This window comes from Bradyrhizobium sp. 154, from assembly GCF_023073875.1.
GTDB lineage: Bacteria > Pseudomonadota > Alphaproteobacteria > Rhizobiales > Xanthobacteraceae > Bradyrhizobium.
Genome location: NZ_JADPKG010000101.1, coordinates 260,288 through 283,406, shown reverse-complemented (window position 1 = coordinate 283,406; position 23,119 = coordinate 260,288). Strand labels below are relative to the sequence as shown.

Annotated in this window: 23 protein-coding genes; 4 read left to right on the top strand and 19 right to left on the bottom strand. The window is 64.9% G+C overall.

What is annotated here, in order from left to right:
• Window positions 1-43: 43 nt before the first annotated feature.
• The 6 genes from IVA92_RS24075 to IVA92_RS24050 all read right to left on the bottom strand — a co-directional run bounded on the left by IVA92_RS24075 (window position 44) and on the right by IVA92_RS24050 (window position 8,533).
• The gene (locus IVA92_RS24075) at window positions 44-1,513 is read right to left on the bottom strand and encodes a pitrilysin family protein (protein WP_247277572.1); all 1,470 of its coding nucleotides are present in this window, start codon (window positions 1,511-1,513) and stop codon (window positions 44-46) included.
• Window positions 1,432-2,823, bottom strand: a complete 1,392-nt coding sequence (locus IVA92_RS24070; RefSeq protein WP_247277754.1) for a pitrilysin family protein — start codon at window positions 2,821-2,823, stop codon at window positions 1,432-1,434. Before IVA92_RS24070 ends, IVA92_RS24075 begins: the two co-directional genes overlap by 82 nt.
• Window positions 2,824-3,028: 205 nt before the next feature.
• Entirely contained in the window at window positions 3,029-3,751 is a 723-nt protein-coding gene (locus IVA92_RS24065; RefSeq protein WP_247277753.1) for a hypothetical protein, read from the bottom strand.
• 94 nt (window positions 3,752-3,845) lie between these two features.
• Entirely contained in the window at window positions 3,846-4,340 is a 495-nt protein-coding gene (lspA, locus tag IVA92_RS24060; protein ID WP_247277571.1) for a signal peptidase II, read from the bottom strand.
• A gap of 10 nt (window positions 4,341-4,350) precedes the next feature.
• Window positions 4,351-7,359, bottom strand: a complete 3,009-nt coding sequence (gene ileS, locus IVA92_RS24055; protein WP_247277570.1) for an isoleucine--tRNA ligase — start codon at window positions 7,357-7,359, stop codon at window positions 4,351-4,353.
• A 202-nt stretch (window positions 7,360-7,561) separates the two neighbouring features.
• Window positions 7,562-8,533, bottom strand: coding sequence for a bifunctional riboflavin kinase/FAD synthetase (locus IVA92_RS24050; RefSeq protein ID WP_247277569.1), 972 nt, complete (start codon window positions 8,531-8,533; stop codon window positions 7,562-7,564).
• A gap of 228 nt (window positions 8,534-8,761) precedes the next feature.
• Here IVA92_RS24050 and IVA92_RS24045 point away from each other — a divergent pair, with 228 nt between their 5' ends.
• Window positions 8,762-9,157 carry a response regulator gene (locus IVA92_RS24045; protein ID WP_008567674.1) on the top strand — a complete coding sequence of 132 codons (396 nt, stop codon included), beginning with the start codon at window positions 8,762-8,764 and terminating at the stop codon, window positions 9,155-9,157.
• A gap of 172 nt (window positions 9,158-9,329) precedes the next feature.
• Here IVA92_RS24045 and IVA92_RS24040 read toward each other — a convergent pair whose 3' ends face one another.
• From IVA92_RS24040 to uvrC, 9 genes are all read right to left on the bottom strand, one after another.
• Window positions 9,330-10,184, bottom strand: a complete 855-nt coding sequence (locus IVA92_RS24040) for a TIGR01459 family HAD-type hydrolase (protein ID WP_247277568.1) — start codon at window positions 10,182-10,184, stop codon at window positions 9,330-9,332.
• 15 nt (window positions 10,185-10,199) lie between these two features.
• On the bottom strand, window positions 10,200-11,663 hold the full coding sequence (locus tag IVA92_RS24035) for an EAL domain-containing protein (protein WP_247277567.1): 1,464 nt from the start codon (window positions 11,661-11,663) through the stop codon (window positions 10,200-10,202).
• 206 nt (window positions 11,664-11,869) lie between these two features.
• Entirely contained in the window at window positions 11,870-13,000 is a 1,131-nt protein-coding gene (locus IVA92_RS24030) for a YihY/virulence factor BrkB family protein (RefSeq protein WP_247277566.1), read from the bottom strand.
• Complete coding sequence (locus IVA92_RS24025; protein ID WP_247277565.1) at window positions 13,001-13,588, bottom strand: phage holin family protein; 588 nt, start codon at window positions 13,586-13,588, stop codon at window positions 13,001-13,003.
• 89 nt (window positions 13,589-13,677) lie between these two features.
• Window positions 13,678-14,667 carry a 50S ribosomal protein L3 N(5)-glutamine methyltransferase gene (gene prmB / locus IVA92_RS24020; protein WP_247277564.1) on the bottom strand — a complete coding sequence of 330 codons (990 nt, stop codon included), beginning with the start codon at window positions 14,665-14,667 and terminating at the stop codon, window positions 13,678-13,680.
• Window positions 14,667-15,134 (bottom strand): molybdenum cofactor biosynthesis protein MoaE, encoded by a 468-nt coding sequence (locus IVA92_RS24015; RefSeq protein WP_247277563.1) that lies wholly within the window; start codon window positions 15,132-15,134, stop codon window positions 14,667-14,669. The genes prmB and IVA92_RS24015 overlap by 1 nt, the downstream gene beginning before the upstream one ends.
• Window positions 15,135-15,221: 87 nt before the next feature.
• Complete coding sequence (moaD, locus tag IVA92_RS24010) at window positions 15,222-15,473, bottom strand: molybdopterin converting factor subunit 1 (protein WP_247277562.1); 252 nt, start codon at window positions 15,471-15,473, stop codon at window positions 15,222-15,224.
• Window positions 15,470-16,087, bottom strand: a complete 618-nt coding sequence (pgsA, locus tag IVA92_RS24005; RefSeq protein ID WP_247277561.1) for a CDP-diacylglycerol--glycerol-3-phosphate 3-phosphatidyltransferase — start codon at window positions 16,085-16,087, stop codon at window positions 15,470-15,472. The genes moaD and pgsA overlap by 4 nt, the downstream gene beginning before the upstream one ends.
• A 97-nt stretch (window positions 16,088-16,184) precedes the next feature.
• On the bottom strand, window positions 16,185-18,254 hold the full coding sequence (uvrC, locus tag IVA92_RS24000) for an excinuclease ABC subunit UvrC (protein WP_247277560.1): 2,070 nt from the start codon (window positions 18,252-18,254) through the stop codon (window positions 16,185-16,187).
• Window positions 18,255-18,503: 249 nt separating this feature from the next.
• Here uvrC and IVA92_RS23995 point away from each other — a divergent pair, with 249 nt between their 5' ends.
• A complete protein-coding gene (locus tag IVA92_RS23995; RefSeq protein ID WP_247277559.1) occupies window positions 18,504-19,127 on the top strand; it encodes an outer membrane protein in 624 nt (207 codons plus the stop codon).
• Between the two features lie 69 nt (window positions 19,128-19,196).
• On the opposite strand, the gene IVA92_RS23990 is transcribed toward IVA92_RS23995, so the two are convergent.
• The 4 genes from IVA92_RS23990 to IVA92_RS23975 all read right to left on the bottom strand — a co-directional run bounded on the left by IVA92_RS23990 (window position 19,197) and on the right by IVA92_RS23975 (window position 21,999).
• Entirely contained in the window at window positions 19,197-19,412 is a 216-nt protein-coding gene (locus tag IVA92_RS23990) for a cold-shock protein (protein ID WP_008544396.1), read from the bottom strand.
• A gap of 251 nt (window positions 19,413-19,663) precedes the next feature.
• Window positions 19,664-20,524 carry a 23S rRNA (adenine(2030)-N(6))-methyltransferase RlmJ gene (rlmJ, locus tag IVA92_RS23985; protein WP_247277558.1) on the bottom strand — a complete coding sequence of 287 codons (861 nt, stop codon included), beginning with the start codon at window positions 20,522-20,524 and terminating at the stop codon, window positions 19,664-19,666.
• 189 nt (window positions 20,525-20,713) lie between these two features.
• Window positions 20,714-21,418, bottom strand: a complete 705-nt coding sequence (locus IVA92_RS23980) for a ribonuclease T2 (protein ID WP_247277557.1) — start codon at window positions 21,416-21,418, stop codon at window positions 20,714-20,716.
• Between the two features lie 119 nt (window positions 21,419-21,537).
• Window positions 21,538-21,999, bottom strand: coding sequence for a hypothetical protein (locus tag IVA92_RS23975; protein WP_247277556.1), 462 nt, complete (start codon window positions 21,997-21,999; stop codon window positions 21,538-21,540).
• Between the two features lie 183 nt (window positions 22,000-22,182).
• On the opposite strand from IVA92_RS23975, the gene IVA92_RS23970 reads away from it, so the two are divergent.
• The gene (locus IVA92_RS23970; protein ID WP_247277555.1) at window positions 22,183-22,488 is read left to right on the top strand and encodes a hypothetical protein; all 306 of its coding nucleotides are present in this window, start codon (window positions 22,183-22,185) and stop codon (window positions 22,486-22,488) included.
• Between the two features lie 44 nt (window positions 22,489-22,532).
• Window positions 22,533-23,063 (top strand): DUF3617 family protein, encoded by a 531-nt coding sequence (locus IVA92_RS23965; RefSeq protein ID WP_247277554.1) that lies wholly within the window; start codon window positions 22,533-22,535, stop codon window positions 23,061-23,063.
• The last annotated feature ends 56 nt before the right edge of the window (window positions 23,064-23,119 follow it).

Here is a 23,119-nt window from a genome sequence, read left to right as displayed (position 1 = left end):
CCGGGACGAGCCCGGCCATTTCAGGAGACTTTTTACCGGACCGTCAGTTTGACTTCGTCGCAGGTACGGCCGCCGGTTGTGCGGCGGCCTGCGGCGCGCGGCCGACGACGACGGTCAGAAGGCCCTGGCCCCACAAGCGCTTGGCGGCCGCCTTGGCGTCGTCCAGCGTCACGGCATCGACGATGGCGTTGCGCTTCTCGATATAGTCGATCGGCAACTTGTCCTGCTGATACTGCAACAGCGCCTGCGCCAGCTTGGAGGACGTGTCGAGTGCCAGCATCTGCGAGCCCTTGAGGTAGGACTTGGCTTCGTCGAGCTCCTTCTGTGTCGGGCCCTCCTCGGCGATGCGCCGGACTTCCTTCTCGAGGGCGTCGATGGTGTCGCCGGCGCGGTCGGCGCGCGTGCCGGTATTACCGATGAAGAGCGCCGAATGCTCCATCCAGAGCAGCGATTCGTACACGGAATAGGCCAGCCCGCGCTTCTCGCGGACCTCGCGATAGAGCCGGGAGGACAATCCACCACCGCCGAGGATGTGGTTGACGACATAGGCTGCCATGAAGTTGGGATCGCTGCGCTTCAGCCCGGGGCCGCCGAAGGTGATCACGGTCTGCGGCACGTCGAGGGTCACGAAGGCGCGCTGCGGCGGCTTTGCGGCCTCGACGTCCGCGACCGGCGTGAGGTTGGCCTTGACGGGGAGGGCGCCAAAGGTGTGGTCGAGCAGCTTGCCGAGCGTGGCCGGATCGATGTCGCCGACGACCGCGATCTTCAACCCATCCTTGGCGAGCACGCGGCCGACATAATCCTTCATGTCGGCGACCGTGATGGTCGGCACGCTGTCGAGGTTGCCGTTGCTCTGCCGGCCGTAGGGATGGCCGCCGAAGGCGACCTCCAGGAACTTGCGGCTCGCCAGCGACGTCGGATTGGTGGTCTCGCGGCGCAGCCCCGAGACGACCTGCGAGCGGATGCGCTCGACGTCGGCCGCATCGAAATGCGGCGAGGTCAGTGCCATCCTGAGCAGGTCGAAAGCCTCATCCTTGTTGTCGCGCAGCATGCGCAGGCTGCCACGGAGGGTATCGCGGGTGGCGTTGAACGAGAGCTCGATGGCGCGGCGGTCGAGCCGTTCATGGAACGTCTTGGAGTCGAGATCGCCGGAGCCTTCGTCCAGGAGGTCGCCAACCATGTTGGCGACGCCCGACTTGTCTGGGGGGTCCTGGGCCGAGCCGCCGGCGAAGGAATATTCCATGGCGATCAGCGGCACGGTTGCGTCCTGCACGAACCAGGCTTCGATGCCGCCCGGAGAGATCAGGTGCTGGATCTTTGCGGCTGCATACGACGGCGACACCGCAGCCAGTGCGAGGGCCGCGCCGGTAACGAAGGACAGCGCGAAATGTCTTGTTCGCAGGAAGCGCCTTGCGCGAAGGAGGGAATAGGTCACGAACGCTTCTCCTCGCGCTTGGCGGTGGCGGTGTCCTTGATCAGATAGCCCGTCACCGAGCGCTTCTTCTCGAGCCATTTCTGCGCAACGGCGCGAACCTGCTCGGCCGTGACCGCGCGGATGCGGTCGGGCCAGCTCCTGATATCCTCGATCGACAGACCCGTGGTCAGCGCGCCGCCATACCAGCGCGCCAGCACCGCCTGGTTGTCCTGGGCGTAGATCGCTTCCGCGATAAGCTGGGTCTTGACCCGCTCCAGGTCCTCGGCGCGGATCGGGTTCTGCGCGACATTGGCGATGACGCCATCGACCGCCTGCTCGACCTCGGCGAAGCTGACACCGGGCTTCGGCGCGGCCGAGATCGCGAACTGGGTCGGGTCGAGCGAGATGCTCGAATAGCTGGCGTTGGCGGAGACCGCGAGCGGCTTGTCGACGACGAGGGCGCGGTAGAGATAGGAATTGCTGCCGCTGCCCATCAGCTGCGCGAGCACGTCGAGGGCCGCGCTCTCGCCGGCCGCAGCGGTCGTCGCCGAGGGCACCAGGTAATAGCGCCGCATGTTCGGCTGCTCGACGCGCGGGTCGGCCAGCGTGACGGTGCGCGGGGCGGCCGGCTCCGGCTCCTGCGGACGAACGCGCCGCGCCGGGATGGCGGGCTGGGCCGGGATGGAGCCGAAATTGCGCTCGACCAGCGGGCGGACATCGGCGGCGTCGACGTCGCCGGCGATCACCAGGATGGCGTTGTTCGGCGCGTAGAAGCGGCGGTAGAAGGCGAGCGCATCCTCGCGATCGAGCTTCTCGATCTCCTGATGCCAGCCGATCACCGGCCGGCCGTAGGGATGATTGAGATAGAGCGCGGCCATGATCTGCTCGTTCAGCCGCGCGTCCGGATTGTTGGCGACGCGCATGTTGTACTCTTCGAGCACGACGTCGCGCTCGGGCAGCACGTTCTCGTCCTTGAGGATGAGGCCGGTCATGCGGTCGGCCTCGAACTCCATCATGGTCGGCAGCTGCTCGCGCGGAACGCGCTGGTAGTAGTTGGTGTAGTCGACCGAGGTCGAGGCGTTCTCGTTGCCGCCGACGCGGAGCACGGTCTGGGAGAATTCGCCGACGGGATGCTTCGAGGTACCCTTGAACATCAGGTGCTCGAGGAAGTGTGCGAGGCCGGATTTGCCCGGCGTCTCGTCGGCCGAGCCGACCTTGTACCAGATCATCTCCGTGACCACAGGCGTGCGGTGATCCGGGATCACCACGACCTGCATGCCGTTGCTGAGCGTGAAGCTGGCAGGCGGGGCCGATGTTACCGTGGTCTGGGCGAGGGACGCGCCGGCCGTCAGGACACTCGTCGAAAGCAGCGCGGCAAGGAGGCAGGCAGCCGATCGGTAAGAGGACATCATGATCCTTATGACAGGCCGAGGTCCGGATCTCCGGCTCGGAGGCACGGCATGGTACACCGTGCGGCTGAGGCTTCGCGTCACGAAGCAGAGAACTCAACGCGTAGGCAAGCTACTGATCGGCAATTCGGGAACCGCGTCCGGCGTGCACGAGTCGCCGGCGCAGGGTTCGGTTCTGGCAGGACGTCGCGGCGCGACGGGAACGCTATTGTTCCTTGTCCTTGCCCGACATGATGTCGAAATAGGTCCGCCGCGACTTGTCCGGTCCGGAGCCATAGGCGTAGTTCGGCGACGGCGTCTGATAACCCGGCGGAGGCTCGACGAGCGATTGGCGCGGCGGCTCGCTGGTGAATGCCTTCTCTTCCGAGCTGTTGCCCTTGAACATGCCCCAGAGACCGCCGGAATAGCCGAGCTCGGCCGGCATCAGCGACGGGTTGCCGTTCGTGCCCGGCTGAATCGGATCGTTGCTGGTGCGGGGGGCCGCGGCGACCTGGCCGGCCTTCATCTCGGCGGGCGACAGCGGCTGAGCGGCTTGCCAGCTCTCCTGCGCCTTGTTGGCCTTCTTCCGCGCGGCAATGGCTTCCTTGCGGCGTTTCTCGTCAGGGTCCTTCGGCCAGTTCGGCGCATTCTTGGCCTGGGTTGCGGCGGGCGGCGGCAGGTCGAGCTTGGGCGGCACGACCAGCGGCGAACGCTCGCGGTACTCGATGCCGGGCTTCTCCATGCTCTTGGCGCCGATGCCGGACATCAGATTGTCGATGAGCTTCTCTTCGAAAGTCATGTCGTCGTCCTCGTCGTCGTCACCGGCGCGGGCGGCGCCGGACGACATGACGAGACCGATGCCGAGCGCGACTGCGGACAATTTCAATGCCCGCCAGAACCCTCGTTGGGGGTCTCGAACCATCGAACCGCTGGTCTTCGAGCTGCGCATCACCATACCTGTTCCATATTGTGGCAGATTGCCGCTCGCACGCGGCTTGACCCTCGCAAAAGCGGGTTCCACCCGCCGGTCGTATCGGCCGGGATCAGGGCGCTTTTGCGGCGGGTACCCCCAAGAAGGAATCATACAATAGCGCCGCCACCCCAGCAACGATGGCCACGTCGGCGAGGTTAAACACGTACCAATCATAGATATTTCCGCCAATCTCGATGTGAAACAGGGCGAAATCCACCACCGCGCCATAGGCCAGGCGGTCAATGCCATTGCCGATGGCGCCGCCGATGATCAGGCCGAGCGCGATCGTGGCAAGGAGGGTGTGGGAGCGGGCCATCCAGATCGCCAGCGCGACCACCGCGATACCTTTCACGGCCATCAGCGCGAGCTGCGCCGCCTGGCTGTCGTTCTGGAGCCAGCCGAAGCTGATGCCGATGTTCCAGGCCAGCACCAAATCGAAGAACGGCGTTACCCGGACCGCGCCGCGATGGGCGAGATCGAACACGTTCAACAGCCAAAGTTTAGAGGCCTGGTCGGCCACCAGCGTGACCATGGCCGTGAGGATGCCGGCGCGCAGCGGGGTCATGGCTGGCCGGTCAGACCGCCACCCCCAGCGCCTTCCATTCGCGCAGCGCCTTGGCGTCGCGCGGGGTGACGTCGGGGTATTCAGCGTCTTCGCCCACTGCCGTTGAGATCTTCCAGGAGCGGGCGCACTTGGTGCCGACCGCCTTCTCGACGACGACTGCGACGCCCGGCACGGCATCGAGACGGAACGCGGAAGCCGGCGCCTCGCCCTCGCGCACCTCGTAGTTCGAGGTGATGCAGACTTCGGCGAGATCGACGTCGAACAACGTCGCCAGCATGGCCCGGTCGGCGACATAGATCACCGGCGAGGCCTCGAGCGAGGAGCCGATGTTCTTGGCGGCGCGTTCGAGCTCGAGTGCGCCGGTGACGACGCGGCGCACGTTGCGGATCGTCTCCCAGTTGGCGGCGAGCTTGTCGTCGCGGAGATTCTCGAGGCCATCAGGAAACAGCGTCAGATGCACCGAGGGCTCAGCGTTCGGCCGGTACATGCGCCAGGCTTCCTCCGCGGTGAAGCTCAGGATCGGCGCCAGCCATTTCAGGATCGAGGCGCACAACAGGTCGATGGTCGTCAGCGCCGCTTTGCGCGTCAGCGAGGACGGCGGGTCGCAATAGAGCGTGTCCTTGCGGATGTCGAAATAGAACGCTGACAGCTCGCTGTTGAGGAAGGCGGACAGGATAGCGACCACCGTCTTGTAGTCGAACTCCCGATAGGCCTTGCCGATCGCGGCGGCGCGCACCGCGAGCTCGTGCAGCATCAAGCGCTCCAGTTCCGGCATCTCGGCGGGCTCGATTGCGTCGGCCGGCTTGTAGTGATGCAGCGTACCCAGCATCCAGCGCACGGTGTTACGGAGCTTGCGATAGGTCTCGACGGTGTTCTTCAGGATCTCGGGGCCGATGCGCTGGTCGTCGGTGTAGTCGCAGGACGCAACCCAGAGTCTCAGGATGTCGGCGCCGGATTCCTTGATGACGGCCTGCGGCTCAATGGTGTTGCCGAGCGACTTCGACATCTTGCGGCCGTCCTCGGCCTGGGTGAAGCCGTGGGTCAGCACGATGTCATAGGGCGCGCGACCGCGCGTGCCGCAGCTCTCCAGCAGCGATGAGTGGAACCAGCCACGATGCTGGTCCGAGCCTTCGAGATACATCACCGTGTCGGTGCCGCCGTCGACCTTGCGCCTGATGCCGGCAAGGCCAGGGAAATGTACGGGGTCTTCGAGCACAAAGGCGTGCGTCGAGCCTGAATCGAACCAGACGTCGAGAATGTCGTCGACCTTCTGCCAGTCTTCGTTGGCGCGGGGCCCGAGGAAGCGCTCGCGCGCTCCCTTCGCATACCAGGCGTCCGCGCCTTCGTTCTCGAATGCTTGCCCAATGCGCGCATTGACGGCCTCGTCCTGGAGGATCTCGGCCGAGCCGTCGCCCTTCTCGCGCACGAACACGGCGATCGGCACGCCCCAGGCGCGTTGGCGCGAGATCACCCAATCCGGGCGGGCCTCGATCATGCCGTTGATGCGATTCTCGCCGGACGGCGGCACCCATTGCGTCACCGAGATCGCGTGCAGCGCGCGGGCGCGCAGCGTGTCGCCGGACTTGGTGTTGCCGTCAGCGGCAACATCCTTGTCCATCGCGATGAACCATTGCGGCGTGTTGCGGAAGATCACCGGCTTCTTGGAGCGCCAGGAGTGCGGGTATTGATGCTTCAGCCGACCGCGCGCGAGCAGCATGCCTCTTTCGACGAGCGCCTTGATCACGGCCTCGTTGGCGTCGCCCTTCTCGCCCTTGTCGTTGATGACGCGCTTGCCGGCAAAGCCCGGCGCATGATCGGTGTAGGCGCCGTTCTCATCGACGGTATAGGGGATCGCGGTGTTGATGCCGCGCGCATCGAGATCGCGCGCCTGCGCCGTCCATGCGTCGAAGTCCTCGCGGCCATGGCCGGGTGCCGTGTGCACGAACCCGGTGCCGGTGTCATCCGTGACGTGGTCGCCGGGCAAGAGCGGCACGATGAAGTCGTAGCCGCCGGCGAGGCCCTTCAGCGGATGGGTACACTCGATCGCATCCATGGTGTCGCCGGGGACGTCGCGGACCTTCTCATAGGCCGTCACGCGCGCCTGCTTAAAGACTTCTGCAGCGAGCGCATCGGCGAGGATGAGGAGATCGCCGGGCTTGGCCCAATTGTCGGCGGGCGCGTCCGTCACCTTGTAGAGGCCATAGCCGATCTTCGGCGAGAACGAGATGGCGCGGTTACCCGGCAGCGTCCATGGCGTCGTGGTCCAGATCACGATGCTTGCGGAGGCGAGCGCACCGTGCGCGGGCGAGGTCACCGGAAACTTCACCCACACCGTGTCCGATGTGTAGTCCTCGTACTCCACTTCGGCTTCGGCCAGCGCGGTCTTCTCGACCACGCTCCACATCACCGGCTTGGAGCCGCGATAGAGCGTGCCGTTGGCGGCAAACTTCATCAGCTCGCGCGCGATCTGGGCTTCGGCGGGATAGCTCATCGTGGCGTAGGGATGGTCCCAGTCGCCGATCACCCCCAAGCGCTTGAATTCCTCGCGCTGCACGCCGAGCCAATGCGTGGCATAGGCGCGACATTCCTTGCGGAAGTCGATCATTGCGGCACTATCGCGGAAGTCGGGCTTCTGCTTGCCCTTCTTGCGATAGTGCTCTTCCTCGACCTTCCACTCGATCGGCAGGCCGTGGCAGTCCCAGCCCGGCACGTAGTTGGAATCGAAGCCGAGCATCTGCTGGCTCTTGGTGACGAGATCCTTCAGGATCTTGTTCAGCGCCGTGCCGATATGGATGTTGCCGTTGGCGTAGGGCGGGCCGTCATGCAGCACGAATTTTGCGCGGCCCTTCGCACTCTCGCGCAGCTTCTCGTAGAGGCCGATCTCATACCAGCGCTTGAGGATCTCCGGCTCCCGCTGCGGCAGGCCGGCGCGCATCGGGAATTCGGTCTGCGGCAGGAACAGGGTTTTCGAATAGTCTTTGATTTCAGACTTTTGCGACTTTTGCGGCTTTTCGGACATGAGGCTGACTGGCTCGGAAGGGCGCGGGAAACGGATGGCGATAGGGAATCGCGGGGTGAGACGACACATCCCGGTCTTGCGCCGAGCCGAAGGCTCAGGCGGAAGCCGGGCCGCTAATCCCTATGATGCGCCGCGCAAACATGGGCTCTCCATAGCAGCCGGACGGGGGAAGCGCAAAGGTTGGGGTGGCCCGGTTTCAGGCTCAATCGATCACGCCAAGCTTCGGAAACGCATCCGGGGCGGCGGCCAACATGGCGCGGGCGCGGGCGGAATCGTCGTCCATCTGGCGGATCAGGGCCTCCAGGCTGTCGAATTTCAGCTCTTCGCGGATGAAGCCGACGAAAGCGCAGTCGAGCACCTGCCCGTAAAGATCGCCCTTGAAGTCGAACAGGAAGATTTCGAGCAGCGGCGCGCCATTGTCGAAGGTCGGGCGGCAGCCGAAACTCGCCACGCCGTCGAGGCGCTCGGCGCCGCGGCCGACCCGCACGGCATAGATGCCGTGCTTGAGTCCGCAATTGGCGTCCAGGCGGATGTTGGCGGTGGGATAGCCAAGGTCGCGGCCGCGCTTCTCGCCGTGGATCACCTCGCCGGTGATGAACCAGGGAGCACCCAGCATGGTGGTGGCTTCATCGAGTTGCCCCTCGGCGAGCGCGATCCGGATCGCGCTGGAGGAGACCGGCCGCTCGTCGATATCGATATGGGGTTGCACGTCGACCTCGATGCCGAGCCGGGGCGCCTCGTTGACCAGCAGGCTCGGCGAGCCGACGCGACCCTTGCCGAAATGGAAGTCGTAGCCGACGGCAATTCCGCTGACGCCGAGCCGGCCGATCAGGTCATGGTGTATGAAATCTTGCGCGCTGGTTCCGGCGCGCGCCTTGTCGAAGGTCATGACCACGGCACCGGCAAGGCCGGTGCCGGCCAAAAGCCGCAGCTTGGCCCGCTCGTCCGTCAGGCGGAATTGTGGGGTGTTGGGGCTGAAAAACCGCCGCGGATGCGGCTCGAAGGTCAATGCCAGCGCAGGGCGGCCATGCGCCCGGCCCATTTCCAGGGCGGCCGTGATCACGGCTCGATGGCCGAGATGAACGCCGTCGAAATTGCCCATGGCGACCACTGCACCCCGCGGAATCGCGGAATCCGGCGTTGTGTCGCGGATGACGGTAAAAGGCGAGGCCATCAGGGGAATTCTCGAACCGGGGCAGGACCGGGCCGGACCGTGGCTCGACCGACCTGACCAAGTCAAGCGGGCGGAGCCGGACATCGAACACGATTTCAGTCCGTTGGCGGCGTCCGCAGTTAACGGGCTGTTTAACGCCTTGATGCTACTCCTTGAGGCGTGGAACTGCCGGGCTTCGCTTGGCAGGTCCGGTCGTAATATTCCTGCGTTTGCGTTGGGGGAGTCGAGATGGCGGTTGATTTGTCGATGCCGGTTCTGGTGGTGGATGACTACAGCACCATGATCCGTATCATCAGGAATCTGCTGAAGCAGCTTGGCTTCGAGAATATCGATGATGCCAGCGACGGTTCGGCAGCGCTGAACAAGATGCGCGGTAAGAAGTACGGGCTCGTGATCTCCGACTGGAACATGGAGCCGATGACGGGTTACGACCTCCTGCGCGAAGTGCGCGCGGATCCGAACCTTGCCACCACGCCCTTCATCATGATCACGGCCGAGTCCAAGACCGAGAACGTGATCGCAGCCAAGAAGGCCGGCGTGAACAACTACATCGTCAAGCCGTTCAACGCGGCGACGCTGAAGACCAAGATCGAGGCGGTCTTCCCGGACATGGCAAGCGCGTAAGGCACTTTGGCGTCCCCGGACAAGGCGCGGCACATCAGTGACGCGACGCTGAGCCGGGACCCAGTCTATCCACGACTTCACTTGCGGCGTCTGGGCCGTCGCTCTGCGCGCTTCGCCATAGCGCGTCGAACACGCGCGTAAACGCGCTTATGGCGTCCCGGGCACGATATTTCTACCACTTCAATTCGCGCATCAGCGCCTTCGGCGGATGGCCGAACAATTCCATCACGGACGCCGGGTCGAGCTGGTCGAGGCCCTCGAACTCTTCGGCATGAATGCCGCGGGTGACGAACAGGCAGTCGATGCCGAACTCGCGCGCGCCGGTGAGATCGGTGCGGACGGAATCACCGATCGCCAGCACCTTCCGCCGGTCGATCGGGTGGCCCTGGCGTTCACAGGCGAGCGCCATCGCGCGCTCATAGATCGGCCGGTGCGGCTTGCCGTAGAAGATCACCTCGCCTCCGAGCTCACGATAGAGCTCGGCGATGGCGCCGGCGCAGTAGATCAGCCGGTCGCCGCGTTCGACCACGATGTCAGGGTTGGCACACACCAGCGTCAGCTTGCGCTCGCGCGCCTTCAGCATCATTGCGCGATAGTCTTCCGCCGTCTCGGTCTCGTCGTCATAGAGACCGGTGCAGACGATGTAATCGGCTTGCTCCAGCGGCGCGGTCGTCGCATCGAGGCCCCGATAAATCGAGTTGTCGCGCTCGGGGCCGAGCCAGAACATCTTGCGGCCGGGATGCTCGGCGACATAGAGCCGCGTCAGGTCGCCTGACGAGACGATCGCGTCATAGGTCTCGTCCGCGACGCCGAGCTTGCGCAATTGCCGTTGCACGGAGTCGGCCGGGCGCGGTGCGTTGGTAATCAGGATCACCGTACCGCCGCGGCTGCGATAGGTATGCAGCGCCTCGCAGGCTTCGGGGAAGGATTCGAGACCGTTATGGACCACGCCCCAGATGTCGCTGAGTACGACGTCGACGCCACCCACGAGCTCGCGCAGGCTTTCGACAAAATGCAGCGTCGTCATGATGCGTGCGGCCGATCAGATGCGGCGCGCGAGCGCCGCGTTGCCGATGATACGCTGTGGCGGAGGCGCGGAAGATGTCCCGCCTGAGCTGGGTGTACCGGAGCCATTGGATCCCTGGATGTCCTGCGCCGGGGTCGGCGAGGCCCCGCCGGTAGCAGATGACCCTTCCGGCCGCAATGGCCGGGGCGGTGCGAACAAAAAGCCCTGGCCGAACCGCACGTCATAATCGAGCAGGTCGACCACCGCGCGCTCGCCCTCGATCCGTTCGGCGATCAGGTCGATGCCGAAGCGGCCGAGCAGGTCGGAGAGGTCGGACGGGTGGATGTCCGAGGCCGAGGCCTGCTTCGGATCGAGCAGCAGCGTGGCCGGCACCTTGATGAAGCGCACGCCGCGGTCGGCGAGCTCGCGCGGCTCGATGCGCAAATCCGTGACATGGTCGATCGAGAAGCGGAAGCCGCGCTGGGCGAGCGCGGCGAGATTCTCGGTCTCGGCCGGACCGAGGTTACGGAAGGTCGACTGCTTGAACTCCAGCACCAGCGAGGGCGCAAGCGCCCGGTTGGCTTCAAGGAAGTCGAGACATTGCGCGAAGGTGGTGGAATTGCCGAGCGTGGAGGCCGCGACGTTGCAGAACACGCCGACATCCTTGTTGCGCACCATCAGGCGCCGCAGCACCTGCACACAGCGCAGCATCACCATGTTGTCGATGCGCCCGATCAGCCCGGAGGCCTCGGCGATGCTGATGAACTCCTCAGCGGCGATCAGCTGATCGCGCTCATCGCGCAGGCGCGTCACGGCCTCGTAGAACCGCACCTTGCGCTGCGGCAGCGTCACCATCGGCTGGAGGAAGATATCGATGCGGTTTTCCTCGATCGCGTTGCGCAGCGTCGCCAACAATTGGGTCTGGTTGCGGCCGTTGGCGAGCTGGGCCGGGACCGTCTGTGCAGGCCGCGGCTGCGCTGCCGGGGGTGGAGGCGCAACGGCCAGCGGTGACGGGTCAGCCGGCCGCTCTTCGATCGTCGCGCTCAGGTCGAGCGGCGCGGGCTCCTGTTTCTCGACCGGGCTTGCGGCTGATACCGGAGCGCCGCCAGCCAGCAGGTCTTCATGGGCCGAGACGGTGGTGGCGAGCTGCCTGACCAGTCCGCCGAGTTCGTTGATCTCGCCGACCACCGACTGGATGCGCTCGGCGTTGGTCGAATTGGACGAGGCGATGCGTCCCTCGATTGCAGCTAACCGGCGGCCGAACTCGGCCACCTGGCGCGCGAGGTCGGCGGTGCCGCGCGAAAGGTCGGCGATCTGGCCGCCGACGTCGCTGCGGTCGCGCAGCCGCATCGATACCGCGTTGTAGAGGATCAGGAAGGTCAGCGCCACGATCGCGGATTCGGTTCCGCTGATGCCGGCGACCGAATAGAGCACAAGCCCGAGCGAGGCCGCGACCAGAACCATGCAGATGGCGATGAAGATCGTCGAAATGCGAATCATGCCGCGCGTTACGCCTCTAGAGCTGACTGTCTCACCGGGAAAACACGGGCCGCCGTCCGACGCGTCACGTCTCATGCTCCCCCGAGCCATGTGAGCTTAACATCATTGTTGATTCGAGGGGATAGCGGCGTCCGGCGCGCGGGCCGAGGTTGGCGCGCAAGCTTTGCAACCGGCGCTCACGATCAGGGGCGGACCGAATTGCAGCGTCAGGACGGCGCGGCCGCGCCGACCGTGTCGGCCGAGACGGCTTCGCGGCTGCCGAGCGGCTTCGGCCGCCCGGTGGTCGTATCGCGCAGGGTCTGCCGTTCGATCTCCGAGTTCAGCTCGGCTCCGAACATGATGACGATCGCCGACATCCACATCCACATCATGAGGCCGATCGCTGCCCCGAGCGAGCCGTAGGTCGCGTTGTAATTGGCGAATTCTGACAGATACCAGGACAGCAGCGCCGAGCCGGCGATCCAGAGGATGGAGGCCGTCACAGCGCCGAGGCTCAGCCATTGCCAGCGCGGCGCATCGCGGCTGGGCGCGAAGCGATAGAGGATGGCGAGCGCCACGAGCAGGATGAGGAACAGGAGCGGCCATCGTGCCAGCGCCACGATCAGCTTGCTTCCGGGCGCCATGCCGAGATGATTGAGCGCGAGCGGGAAGGCGATGACGGCGCCCACCATCAGCAGCAGCGCTACGATGCCGCCGACAGTGAAGGCCAGCGACACCATATTGAGCTTGATGAAAGTACGCTTCTCGCGCTCCTCATAGGCGACGTTGAGAGCGTCGAAGATCGCCTTGACGCCGGCATTGGCGCTCCAGATCGCAAGCAGAAGCCCGAGCAGGAAGGTGGCCCCGAGCGTCGTGTTGCCATGCGACACCACGCGCGCGACCTGGTCCTCGACGATCTGGAACGAGCCCTCGGGCAGCATGGTGGCAAGCGTCTGGAGATTGGCGCTGATGGTCGAGGGATCGGCGAACAGGCCATAAGAGGAGACAAGTGCCGTGACAGCGGGAAAGATCGCGAGCAGGCCGAAAAAGACGACGCCGCCTGCGGTCGCCAGCAGGCGATCCTCATCGATGCGCTGATAGGTCCGCCAGAAGATGTCCTTCCAGCCCGCCCAGGGGATCGTGAACGGGCTCTTGGCATGACGGCCGCGGCGGGGCTCCACGGCCGCGCTCGCCGGATGCGTTTCCGGTGAATTCGCCTCGGCCTTGCGATGGTCTTGCGGAGGCCCCGACTTGGCCAGGCCGGAGTCCTGGAAGTAGCGCTCCGCGGTGAGCACGAACACTGCCGTAGCCGCCACCAGCAGCCAACTGTCCATTTGCTCGGAGCGCCGCATCAGCATTCACGCTTCCAATCCGTGCCTGTGACGCCGCCGGCGTGCAGCCGTCAACCCGACCAGGCCGACGGCCGCGAGCATCAGGCCAAGTTGCACGGGACGGTTGGCGCGGTTCGGCCAGGCTTTGCTGTCGCGACCGCGTTCACCGGGCGCAAGCGGCACGAGGGGGATCGTCGTTGCGACCTCCTTCACTGCCTGCTTGACCGTTCCGCGAGGAATCCGCGGGGTGGCGATCGCAACCCGCATCCGGCTGGCGAGCGGCACGATCGGCTTGTCCCGACGCTTCACTTGAGCCAGAGCCACCCCGGCGCAGGTTGCGGCGAGCACCAGCAGCAAGGCTCCGACGGCGCCAAAGCCCCAGAATTGCCCGTAGGTGATCGCAACCCAACGGTACAGCGCGACCAGACCGACAAAGAAGGCCGCAATGACGAATAGCCCGGCCACCGCGAACAGGCCGGCTGCGACCGCATAGGACGTCGCCCGTCCGGTGGCTTGGTTGGTGCGGTCGCGCAAATACGATTGTGCGGCGCGTTTGAGGTGGTTGAGCTTGAGCGCCATGCCGGCGCGCAGCAATTCACCCGATGGCGCGAGCATGCGGACATCCTCCGAGAGCAAGACAATTCGTCGGGGGTGAACGTGGCGGAATTTGACTTGTTCCGAGGGAGCGTGCCCGTCGTAGCGGATCAGCCGAGATCGGCGGCTGCGATCCAGAACACCTCGCCCTCGGAGTCTTCGGTGTCCAGCCAGAGCAGCGGCAGTTCCGGAAAGGCCTCGTCGACTAGTCCGCGGCCGCGGCCGATCTCGCAGACCAGCCCGCCATCCGGCATCAGGTGATCGGGCGCCTCGCGCAGGATACGGCGCACCACGTCGAGACCGTCGGCGCCGCCGTCGAAGGCGAGCTTCGGCTCGGCCCGGCACTCCGGCGGCAGCGCGGCCATGCCTTCCGCATCGACGTAGGGCGGATTGGTGATGATCAGGTCGTAGCGTGCATCGCCGAGCGGGGCGAACAGGTCGCCGCGATACAGGCTGATCCGGTTCTCGAGCCCGTATTCGCCCACATTTCGCGCAGCGACCTCGATCGCGCCCTTGGAGATGTCAACGGCGTCGACGGTGGCGTTCGGAAAATGATGCGCGGCGAGGATGGCGAGGCAGCCCGATCCGGTGCAGAGATCGAGCACGCGCTCGACCGCCGTGGGATCGTCAATCAGGGATCCGGCAGTGCCGTGGCCGCCAAAATGCGAGTCCAGCAGTTCGCCGATGAAGGAGCGTGGAACGATGACGCGCTCGTCGACATAGAAGGGTAGCCCGCGCATGTAGATCTTGTTGACGAGATAGGCGGCCGGTTTGCGCGTGGTGACGCGCTGATGGATGAGATCGAGAACGGTCTTGCCCTCGGCGAGGGTGACACGCGCGTTGGCGAAAAGCTCGAACTGTTCGGGATTGAGATGCAGCGCCTCGCTGACCAGGAAGGCCGCCTCGGCAACCGGATCGGTGGTGCCGTGGGCAAAGGCGAGCTCGGCTTCGACAAAGCGGCTCACCGCATAGCGGACCAAATCGAGCAGCGTGACAAGCTCACCAGGAGCGACCTTAGCAAGACCGACCGTAGCAAGACCGACCTTAGCAAGTCTTGGCGCGCCGCGGCCACGCGCGGTCTTTTTGGATGCTCTTGCCATCAGGACCGGGTCCAGCGTGCGGCGGCTTCGTCGTCGCGGGCCTCGGCCTCGACCCAGCCGGTGCCGGCTTCGCTCTCTTCCTTCTTCCAGAACGGCGCGCTGGTCTTGAGATAGTCCATCAGGAACTCGGCCGCCTGGAACGCGGCCTGGCGGTGCTGCGAAGCGGTCAGCACCAGCACGATGTTCTGGCCGGGCATGAAGCGGCCGACGCGGTGAATCACCGTGACGCCGTTCAGCGGCCAGCGCGAGGTCGCCTCGTCGACGTGACGCTTGATCTCTTCTTCGGCCATGCCCGGATAATGTTCGAGCGTAAGCGCAGCGACCTTCGCACTATCCTCGTCGGCGCGGCAGATGCCCGAGAAGCTCACGACCGCGCCGATGTCGGTGCGGCTCTTGGTCAGGATTTCGATCTCGCGCGCGAGGTCGAAATCGTCCTCCTGGATGCGGATGGTGACGGGGCAGCTCATGCTCGCCCCGCTCCGACGGTGCCACACCTCTCCCCGATAGGGAGAGGCGTGGTGGCACCGTATGCTGGTGTGTTCGAGAACATTGGCCTAGCCGCCGGTCATCGGCGGGAAGAACGCGATCTCGCGGGCGCCCGCGATCGCGGTGTCCGGCTTGGCGTGGGCGTGATCGATCGCGGCGCGGATCACCTTCGGCTTCTCGAAGGCGTAGGCATAGGCCTCGCTCTGGGCGGACAGCCAGGCGATCAGCTCCTCGACGGTGCGCACCGTTGCGGGCGGTTCGATGGTCTCCTCGGCCTTGCCGACGCGCTCGCGCACCCAGGCGAAATATTTCACCTTCATCCCTCGTCCTCCTTGATGAGGTGATGGATGCCAGCGCGGAAATAGTCGTAGCCGGTGTAGATGGTGAGGATCGCCGAAGCCCACAGCAGCGCCAGCCCGATCATCGAGACCACCGGCACCACCTCATCACCGGCCGGGCCCGCGAGCAGGAAGCCGATGGCGACGAGCTGGACCGTGGTCTTCCATTTGGCGAGCTTCGTTACGGGCACGCTGACGCGCAGCGCGGCGAGATATTCGCGCAGGCCCGAGACCAGGATCTCGCGGCACAGGATTACGATGGCGGCCCACAGCGACCAGCCATGGATGATGCCATCGGCGGCCAGCATCAGCAGGCACGAGGCAACCAGCAGCTTGTCGGCGATCGGGTCGAGCATCCGGCCGAACGCTGATTGCTGATTCCAGATTCGCGCATAATAGCCGTCAAGGTAATCGGTCACCCCGGCGCCGATGAAGATGGCCACCGCCACCCAGCGCAGCCATAGCGGCCCGTCCATGATCGACTGCGCGTAAATGCATCCGACCACGACCGGGATCGCGGCGATCCGGCCGTAGGTCAGGATGTTGGGAAGGGACATCGAGCGCCTGGTTGCCCCTCGTGTCGTCGCGATGTTCATCCGTCCTACCAATACCGCTGGTGCCTGAACGTCAACCGTCCCGCTCTCCAAATGAGGCGCGGACGCAACGATCATATGACCGCGGTCCCCCTTTAGTTCATCCCGGCTGGGGATGGAAATACTCGAAAATCCTGCGGGCGCTTTCGGCGCTCACCCCCGGAACCTTGCCGAGATCGGCGATCGAGGCCCGCTCGATCTCCTTCAGGGTTCCGAAATGGTGCAGCAAGGCACGTTTACGTGACGGACCGATGCCCGGAATCTCCTGCAAACCGGCCTCGCGGATGTCCTTCTTGCGCAGCTTGCGGTGCGAGCCGATGACGAAGCGGTGAGCCTCGTCGCGCAGGCGCTGGATGAAATAGAGCACGGGATCGCGCGGCTCCAGCTTGATCGCCTCGCGCTCCGGCATGAACAGGGTCTCGCGACCGGCATCCCGGTCCGGCCCCTTGGCGACCGACATCAGCGACACCTGGGTCAGGCCGAGACCTGCAAAGATCTCGCGGACGGCGTTGAGCTGGCCGCGGCCGCCGTCGATGATGACGAGGTCGGGCCATTGCGGGAAATCGTCCTCCTTCGCCTTGGCCACGCCTTCCTCGGGCGGATTGATCAGTCGCTTGAAGCGTCGCTCCAGCACCTCGCGCATCATGGCGTAGTCGTCGCCAGGCGTCAGTCCTTCCGACTTGATGTTGAACTTGCGGTACTGGTTCTTCACGAAGCCGTCCGGGCCGGCAACGATCATGGCGCCGACCGCATTGGTGCCCTGGATGTGGCTGTTGTCGTAGACCTCGATGCGCTTGGGCACGTGCGGCAGGCTCAGCGTCGCGGCCATGGCCTCGAGCAGGCGGCTCTGCGTCGCGGTGTCCGCGAGCTTGCGGCCGAGCGCCTCGCGCGCATTGGTCAGCGCATGAGTGACGAGCTCCTTCTTCTCACCGCGCTTGGGCGCGGTGACCTCGACCTTGTGGCCGGCTTTGGTCGACAGCGCATTGGCGAGCAGCTCGCTCTCCTCGATCTCGTGCGAGAGCAGGATGTTCTTCGGCGGCGGCTTGTCGTCGTAGAACTGGGCGAGGAAGGAGCCGAGCACCTCCTCGGGGGTAAATGTCTTTTCCGCGCGCGGGAAATAGGCGCGGTTGCCCCAGTTCTGTCCGGTGCGGAAGAAGAACACCTCGACGCAGGAGAAGCCGCCCTCCTGGTGGATGGCGAACACGTCGGCTTCCTCGACCGTGCGCGGATTGATGCCCTGTTGCGACTGGATCGCCGACAGCGCGGCGAGGCGATCGCGATAGAGCGCAGCGCGCTCGAATTCGAGCTCGCCGGAGGCCTTCTCCATCTCGCCGGCGAGTTCCTGCTTCACCGCATGGCTCTTGCCGGAGAGGAAGTCGGTCGCTTCGCGCACCAGGGTCGTATAGCCGGGGAAGTCGATCTCGCGGGTGCAGGGCCCGGCACAGCGGCGGATCTGGTAGAGCAGGCAGGGCCGGGTGCGGCTCTCGAAGAAGGAATCGGTGCAGGAGCGAATCAGGAATGCGCGCTGAAGGGCCGTGATGGTCCGGTTCACGGCGCCCGCCGAGGCGAACGGGCCGAAATAGCGCCCCGGCCGGGTCTGCGCGCCGCGGTGCTTCAGGATCTGCGGCGCCCAATGGTCGCCGGTGATCAGGATGTAGGGAAACGACTTGTCGTCGCGCAGCTGCACGTTGAAGCGCGGCCGCAGCTGCTTGATGAGGTTGGCTTCCAGCAGCAGTGCTTCCGTCTCGGTGGTGGTTGAGACGATCTCCACGGTCACCGTGGCCGCGATCATGCGCAGGATGCGCGCCGGCTGCGGCGCACTCTGGCGCGCGTAGTTGGACAGGCGCTTTTTGACGTTCTTGGCCTTGCCGACATAGAGCACGTCCGCGTTCGCATTGAGCATGCGATAGACCCCGGGCGAGGTGGGGGCGAGCCGGACCGCGCGCTCGATCGCCTCATGACCGGTCGCCAGCGGGCCCTCGCCGACCGCGCCGCTCTCTTCCAGGATATCCGGCAGCCGCGCATCGTCCTCGTCGTCGCCGCTCGCTGTTGCGGGATCGAGGTCCGGCGGCGCCATGTCCGTTTCCGGAGGCGGGGCGTCCGGTGCGGTGACGCGCACGGGTTTGCGCGTACGTGCATCGTCCGGATTGTCGGGGGAATCGTGAACCATGGTGCGAATTTAGGCGCTGGGGGTGCCGATTTGAAGTTCCGGCCGTGGCGCACGCACAGGATGGCGGGCGCAGTTCCCGGTAACGCTTGGTTAAGCCTGTCAATAGCGCGGTAACCCGGCTTAACAGCCCTTTAACTTAAAGCTCTCGATAAATCTTACGCGAAAAAGTGGTGGTTCCGTAACCATGCGGTCTGGCTTCGCGCGGCGGCGCAGGCATCGCGGGGGGCGGCAGTTGCGTTGGAGTGTGTGATGAAGGGGCTCGTTGTGGGCGCAGCCGCGTTGGTTGCTGCCGGCTGGACAGCTTCGGCAGGGGCCGCCGATCTCAGTTACGGGCAGCGTGCCCCCTATACCGTCAATCAGCCGCTCAATGCGTACAGCTGGGCCGGTCCTTATCTAGGCGGCAACGTCGGCTATGAATGGGGTTCGGTCGACAACAATCCCTCAAAGCCTTCCGGCTTCGTCGGCGGCGTGCAGGCCGGCTATAATTTCCAGAATGGCCCTTGGGTGTTTGGCGTCGAGGGCGACATTCAGGCCGCCGGTGCCGACGATACCTTCGCGCCGTGGAAGTTCTCCAATCCGTGGTTTGGCACCCTGCGCGGCCGCGCCGGCTATGCCTTCAGCAATGTGCTGTTCTACGGCACCGCTGGCCTCGCTTTCGGCGAACTGCGCGCGCAGACCTTCGGCTGGACGGAATCGCACACCACGGCCGGCTGGACCATCGGTGCCGGCGCGGAAGTCGGCCTTGCGCCGAACTGGAGTGCCAAGCTCGAATATCTCTACATCGATCTGTCGACGAGTCAGTTCGCAATTACGGGCGTGTCAAACGGCTATAGCGCCAGCGTTGTCCGCGCAGGCGTGAACTATCACTTCTGATAGCTGAAGAAGAAAATACCGGACCAACCTCCCGGCCGCTCGCGGCCGGGATTTTTTAAGCCAGGCTCGCTAGGAGAGGATGACCAAATTGACCGCCTTCGGTCCCTTCCCCTTCTTGTCCGGTTCGACTTCGAAAGTAATACGCTGTCCTTCGGCAAGGTCCTTCAGTCCCGCCCGCTCTACGGCGGTGATGTGAACGAAGACATCGCGGCCGCCGTCGTCCGGCTTGATGAAGCCGTAGCCGCGCTCGCCGTTGAAGAACTTGACCGTTCCCGTCATGGCCATCGGGAAACTCCCCCTCATTGCTCCTCCGCCGCGACGCAGACTCGCGTCACGACATGACCGGACCTTACGAAGCCCGGGAGCTGGCCATCCTTGGGCGGACCTCATAGGTCCGGCCGGATCTTTCTTGGGCCTTCACTCCGCCGCAACCATTCGCGGAAGCGGAACGTAAAGCCAGTCACGGAAACAGCATAATACGGTTCGTCGCAGATTGACTACCGTTCCTGCATATTTTTCCCAAGAATGCCGGAGTGTTACGGCCTCGGCACCTCCAATCGGAATCTGGCAGCGCCGCCCTGGCCGAGCGGCATTTCGAGCTCGGGCAGGATGGTCTTGAGCTCGCCGTGCAGCGTGTAGGGCGGGTTGACGATCAGAAGACCCGTGGAGGTGAGGGCCGCGCCATCGAGCTGCGGCGCCACACTGAATTCGAGGCGCAGGCATTTTCCTGATGGCTTTGCTGCGGCTGCGAGCCGCGCCACCGTTTGCGCCAGCGTGTCGGTGGCGCGCCGGTTCTTAGCCGGATACCAGACGACGTAGATACCGGTCGGCCATTTCGCGAACGCCGCCGAGAAGGCCTCGCCAAGCCGCTCGAACTCATCCTTGGCCTCGAACGGCGGGTCGATCAGCACGAGGCCGCGCCGCTCCTTCGGCGGCACGAAGGCGGGCAGTGCCATCCAGCCGTCGAGATCGACCACGCGAGCCTGCTCGTCGCGGCGCAGCACGTCGATCAGCGCTTTCCGCGCCTTCGGCTCGAGCTCGCAGGCGATGAGGCGGTCCTGCGGCCTGAGCAGGCCGCGCGCGATCAGTGGCGAGCCCGGATAGGCCTTGAGCTCGCCCTTCGGATTGAAGGCGCGGACGATGTCGAGATACGGCTTGGTCAGCGCCGCGGTCTCGTTCGACAGCCGCGCCTGCATCAGCCGCGCAATGCCGGTCAGCCACTCGCCGCCACGGCGCGCCTCGTTGCTGTCGAGGTCGTAGAGGCCGGCGCCGGCATGGGTGTCGATGACGCGGAACGCCGCCGGCTTGTCCTGCAAATAAGTGAGGATGCGCGCCAGTACGATGTGCTTGATGACGTCGGCGAAGCTGCCGGCATGGAAGGCGTGACGGTAGTTCATGGCGGAGAGTTACGACATCGCGAGGCGAAAGTAACGGCCGTCATTTCGGGACGGTGCGCCAGCACCGAACCCGAAATCCATTTCTTTGAGAATGCGGACAGATGGATTCCAGCCCCGCGCTTCCGCCTTCGCTCTTCGGGCTGCGGCGGACAAGCCGCGCGCTCCGGAATGGCGATCCGAGGGCTCCCTCTACCCACCCCTGATCGGCGGCATCGTCACCTGCTCGCGGCGGCAGGTGCGGCGCTCGAGCTCGTCGCAGGCGCGGAATTGCAGATCCTTGCTGAGGCAGATGCGGACCTCAGACAGCCGTGTCCGGTTACAGGTGACCGAGATGGCGGCATTGCTGAGGCCGGGATTGGCCTTGATAAAGGCGTCCTCGACCTCCGCCGGCGCCACGGTCTTGGCCTGCGACAGATCGAGATATTCGGCCGGGATCTTGATCGCGGCGCGCGCTTTGCGGATCGTTTCGAAATAGCTGCGGCTCTCGAGCCCGGAGCAGGTGCCGTGCTTGTCCCATTCGTTGAAGATCAGGCCCGGCGCCGGCATCAAATCCAGCATCGAGGAGACGATGCCGCGGTTCAGCCGCGGTGCCGGCCGCTGGCAATATTCGGGGAAGCCGTTTTCATATTGCGGCCACAGCCCGTGCACCACGAAGGCGTAGGGCCGTCCGCTGCACTGCATGTGTGAGCGGCCGTTGCGCTCGGCCGCTTCCTCGCAGAAGGAGGGCGACCATGACAGCGACAGCACATAGAAATCGAACTCGCCCGGCGCGTTTTGCCGCTTGTCCTGGGCCTTTGCGCCGCCGGCGAACGAGGCCAGGCCTGCGGCAAGGATCAGGGGAAGGGTCAGCGAGATCACCAGGCGGGAAAACGAATGCAATCTGGAATGAAACATGGCGATGCCCCTCAACTAGACTGTGCAATGAAGCCTAGTAGGCGATAAGAACATTTCAAGAACAAAATGCAGCCACCGCCGCTCAGTCGCCAGATCGGCCCGACTCGGGACTCTTCAAATCAGGGCTTGGCGGCGCGGCAGGCTGGATTGTAGGCCCAGTTGCGGTCGACTCCGACGACGCACCATTCGACGCCATTGCCGTAGCCGGCGAAGCCGCCATCCTCGATAATCGAGAAATGCACCTTGCGCACCTTGCCGTCATTGAGCATGGCGTCGCCGGTGCAATACCGGCGCGGAATGTTGTCGGACTGCCAGGGCCGGAAAGCGGTCTCGCGAACGGCGGAGAAGCCGGTGATCTTCAACGAGGAATTCCAGAACGAGCTTTCCTTCTCCCAGAACTGGGTGGCGATCGTCGGCAGCGCCTTGTCGCAATCGGCGACGGCGCCATCGTAGCGCGGCCCGCTCAGCCAGAAATTCGTCTCGAGCGGATTGGCGGCCCTGGCCTCACCGAGCGATAGCGCCCCGAACATGAGGCCGAGCACGGCGGCAAAGCGGAGCGATTTCAGGGAGGGGGCGCGCATGGGCAATCCGGACTGCTGGGTCTTGCGAAGGTGGGACCGTGCCGCGAAGGCTGGGCGGGGTCAAGTGCAGCGCGGCAACACTTCGCCAGGAGTTGACCACAACGTCGCGCTCGGCATGGCTTCCGTTCTTTCCACTTCCATCCCGGCACCGTAAACTGGCGCCAACCAATTGGAGTGACGGGAATGCGAATCATTGCGGCCGCGGGTCTTCTCGCCAGCCTGGTTGTCTCGGGTATGATGGCGAGCCAGTCGGTGCGGGCCGATATTCTTCCAGTGCCGCCGTTCAAGGGCAACGACACCGGCGGCATCATCGCCTATTCGATGGCGACCCAGGTCGATGCGCGGCAGGTCGCGGTCGATCACTGCGCGCGCTACGGCAAAGTCGCCAAATTTCTCGCGGTGCAGGCCTACGAGGGCGGCTACATCTCGTTCTCCTGCCGCTGGGTGCCCTACGGCGCCGCCGAGCAGCCGATCCGCACGCTGTACTGAACCGCGGTCGTAACGCCGCAATCTCTCAGCCGGGAGCCCCCCCGATGACGCGCAAACTCGCTTTGCTCGGCTCGGCCGCCTGTCTCGTGTTGTTCGCAGGCAGCGCCAGCGCCGACGATCTGCCGCTGCGCAAGGCCGGCCTTTGGGAAATGAAGCTGGTCACGACCGGCTCGCCCGTGCCCGAGATGACCATGCAGCACTGCACTGACGAGACCGTCGACAAGGAGATGAGCAACAACGTCTCCCCGATGGCCAGGCAGATCTGCGCCAAGCAGGAGATCAAGAAGACCGCGACCGGCTATGTCAGCGATTCCGAGTGCAACGTCGCTGGCGTCAGCACGACCTCGCATGCCGAGATATCAGGCGATTTCAACTCGGCCTACACGGTGAGGACCTCCTCGCATGCGCAAGGCGGCGTCGCCGGCACGGCCGGGCGCGATAGCACCATGACGCTTGAAGCGAAATGGCTCGGGGCCTGCAAGCCGGACCAGAAGCCCGGCGACATCGTGATGCCAGGCGGCTTCAAGATGAACGTGCGCGACGTGGATAAGCTGAAGGGACTGCTGCCGAAGTAGCGAGATCGTAGCCGGAAAATCGGTGGGCTCCCTCGCCCCGTTCTAACGGGGAGAGG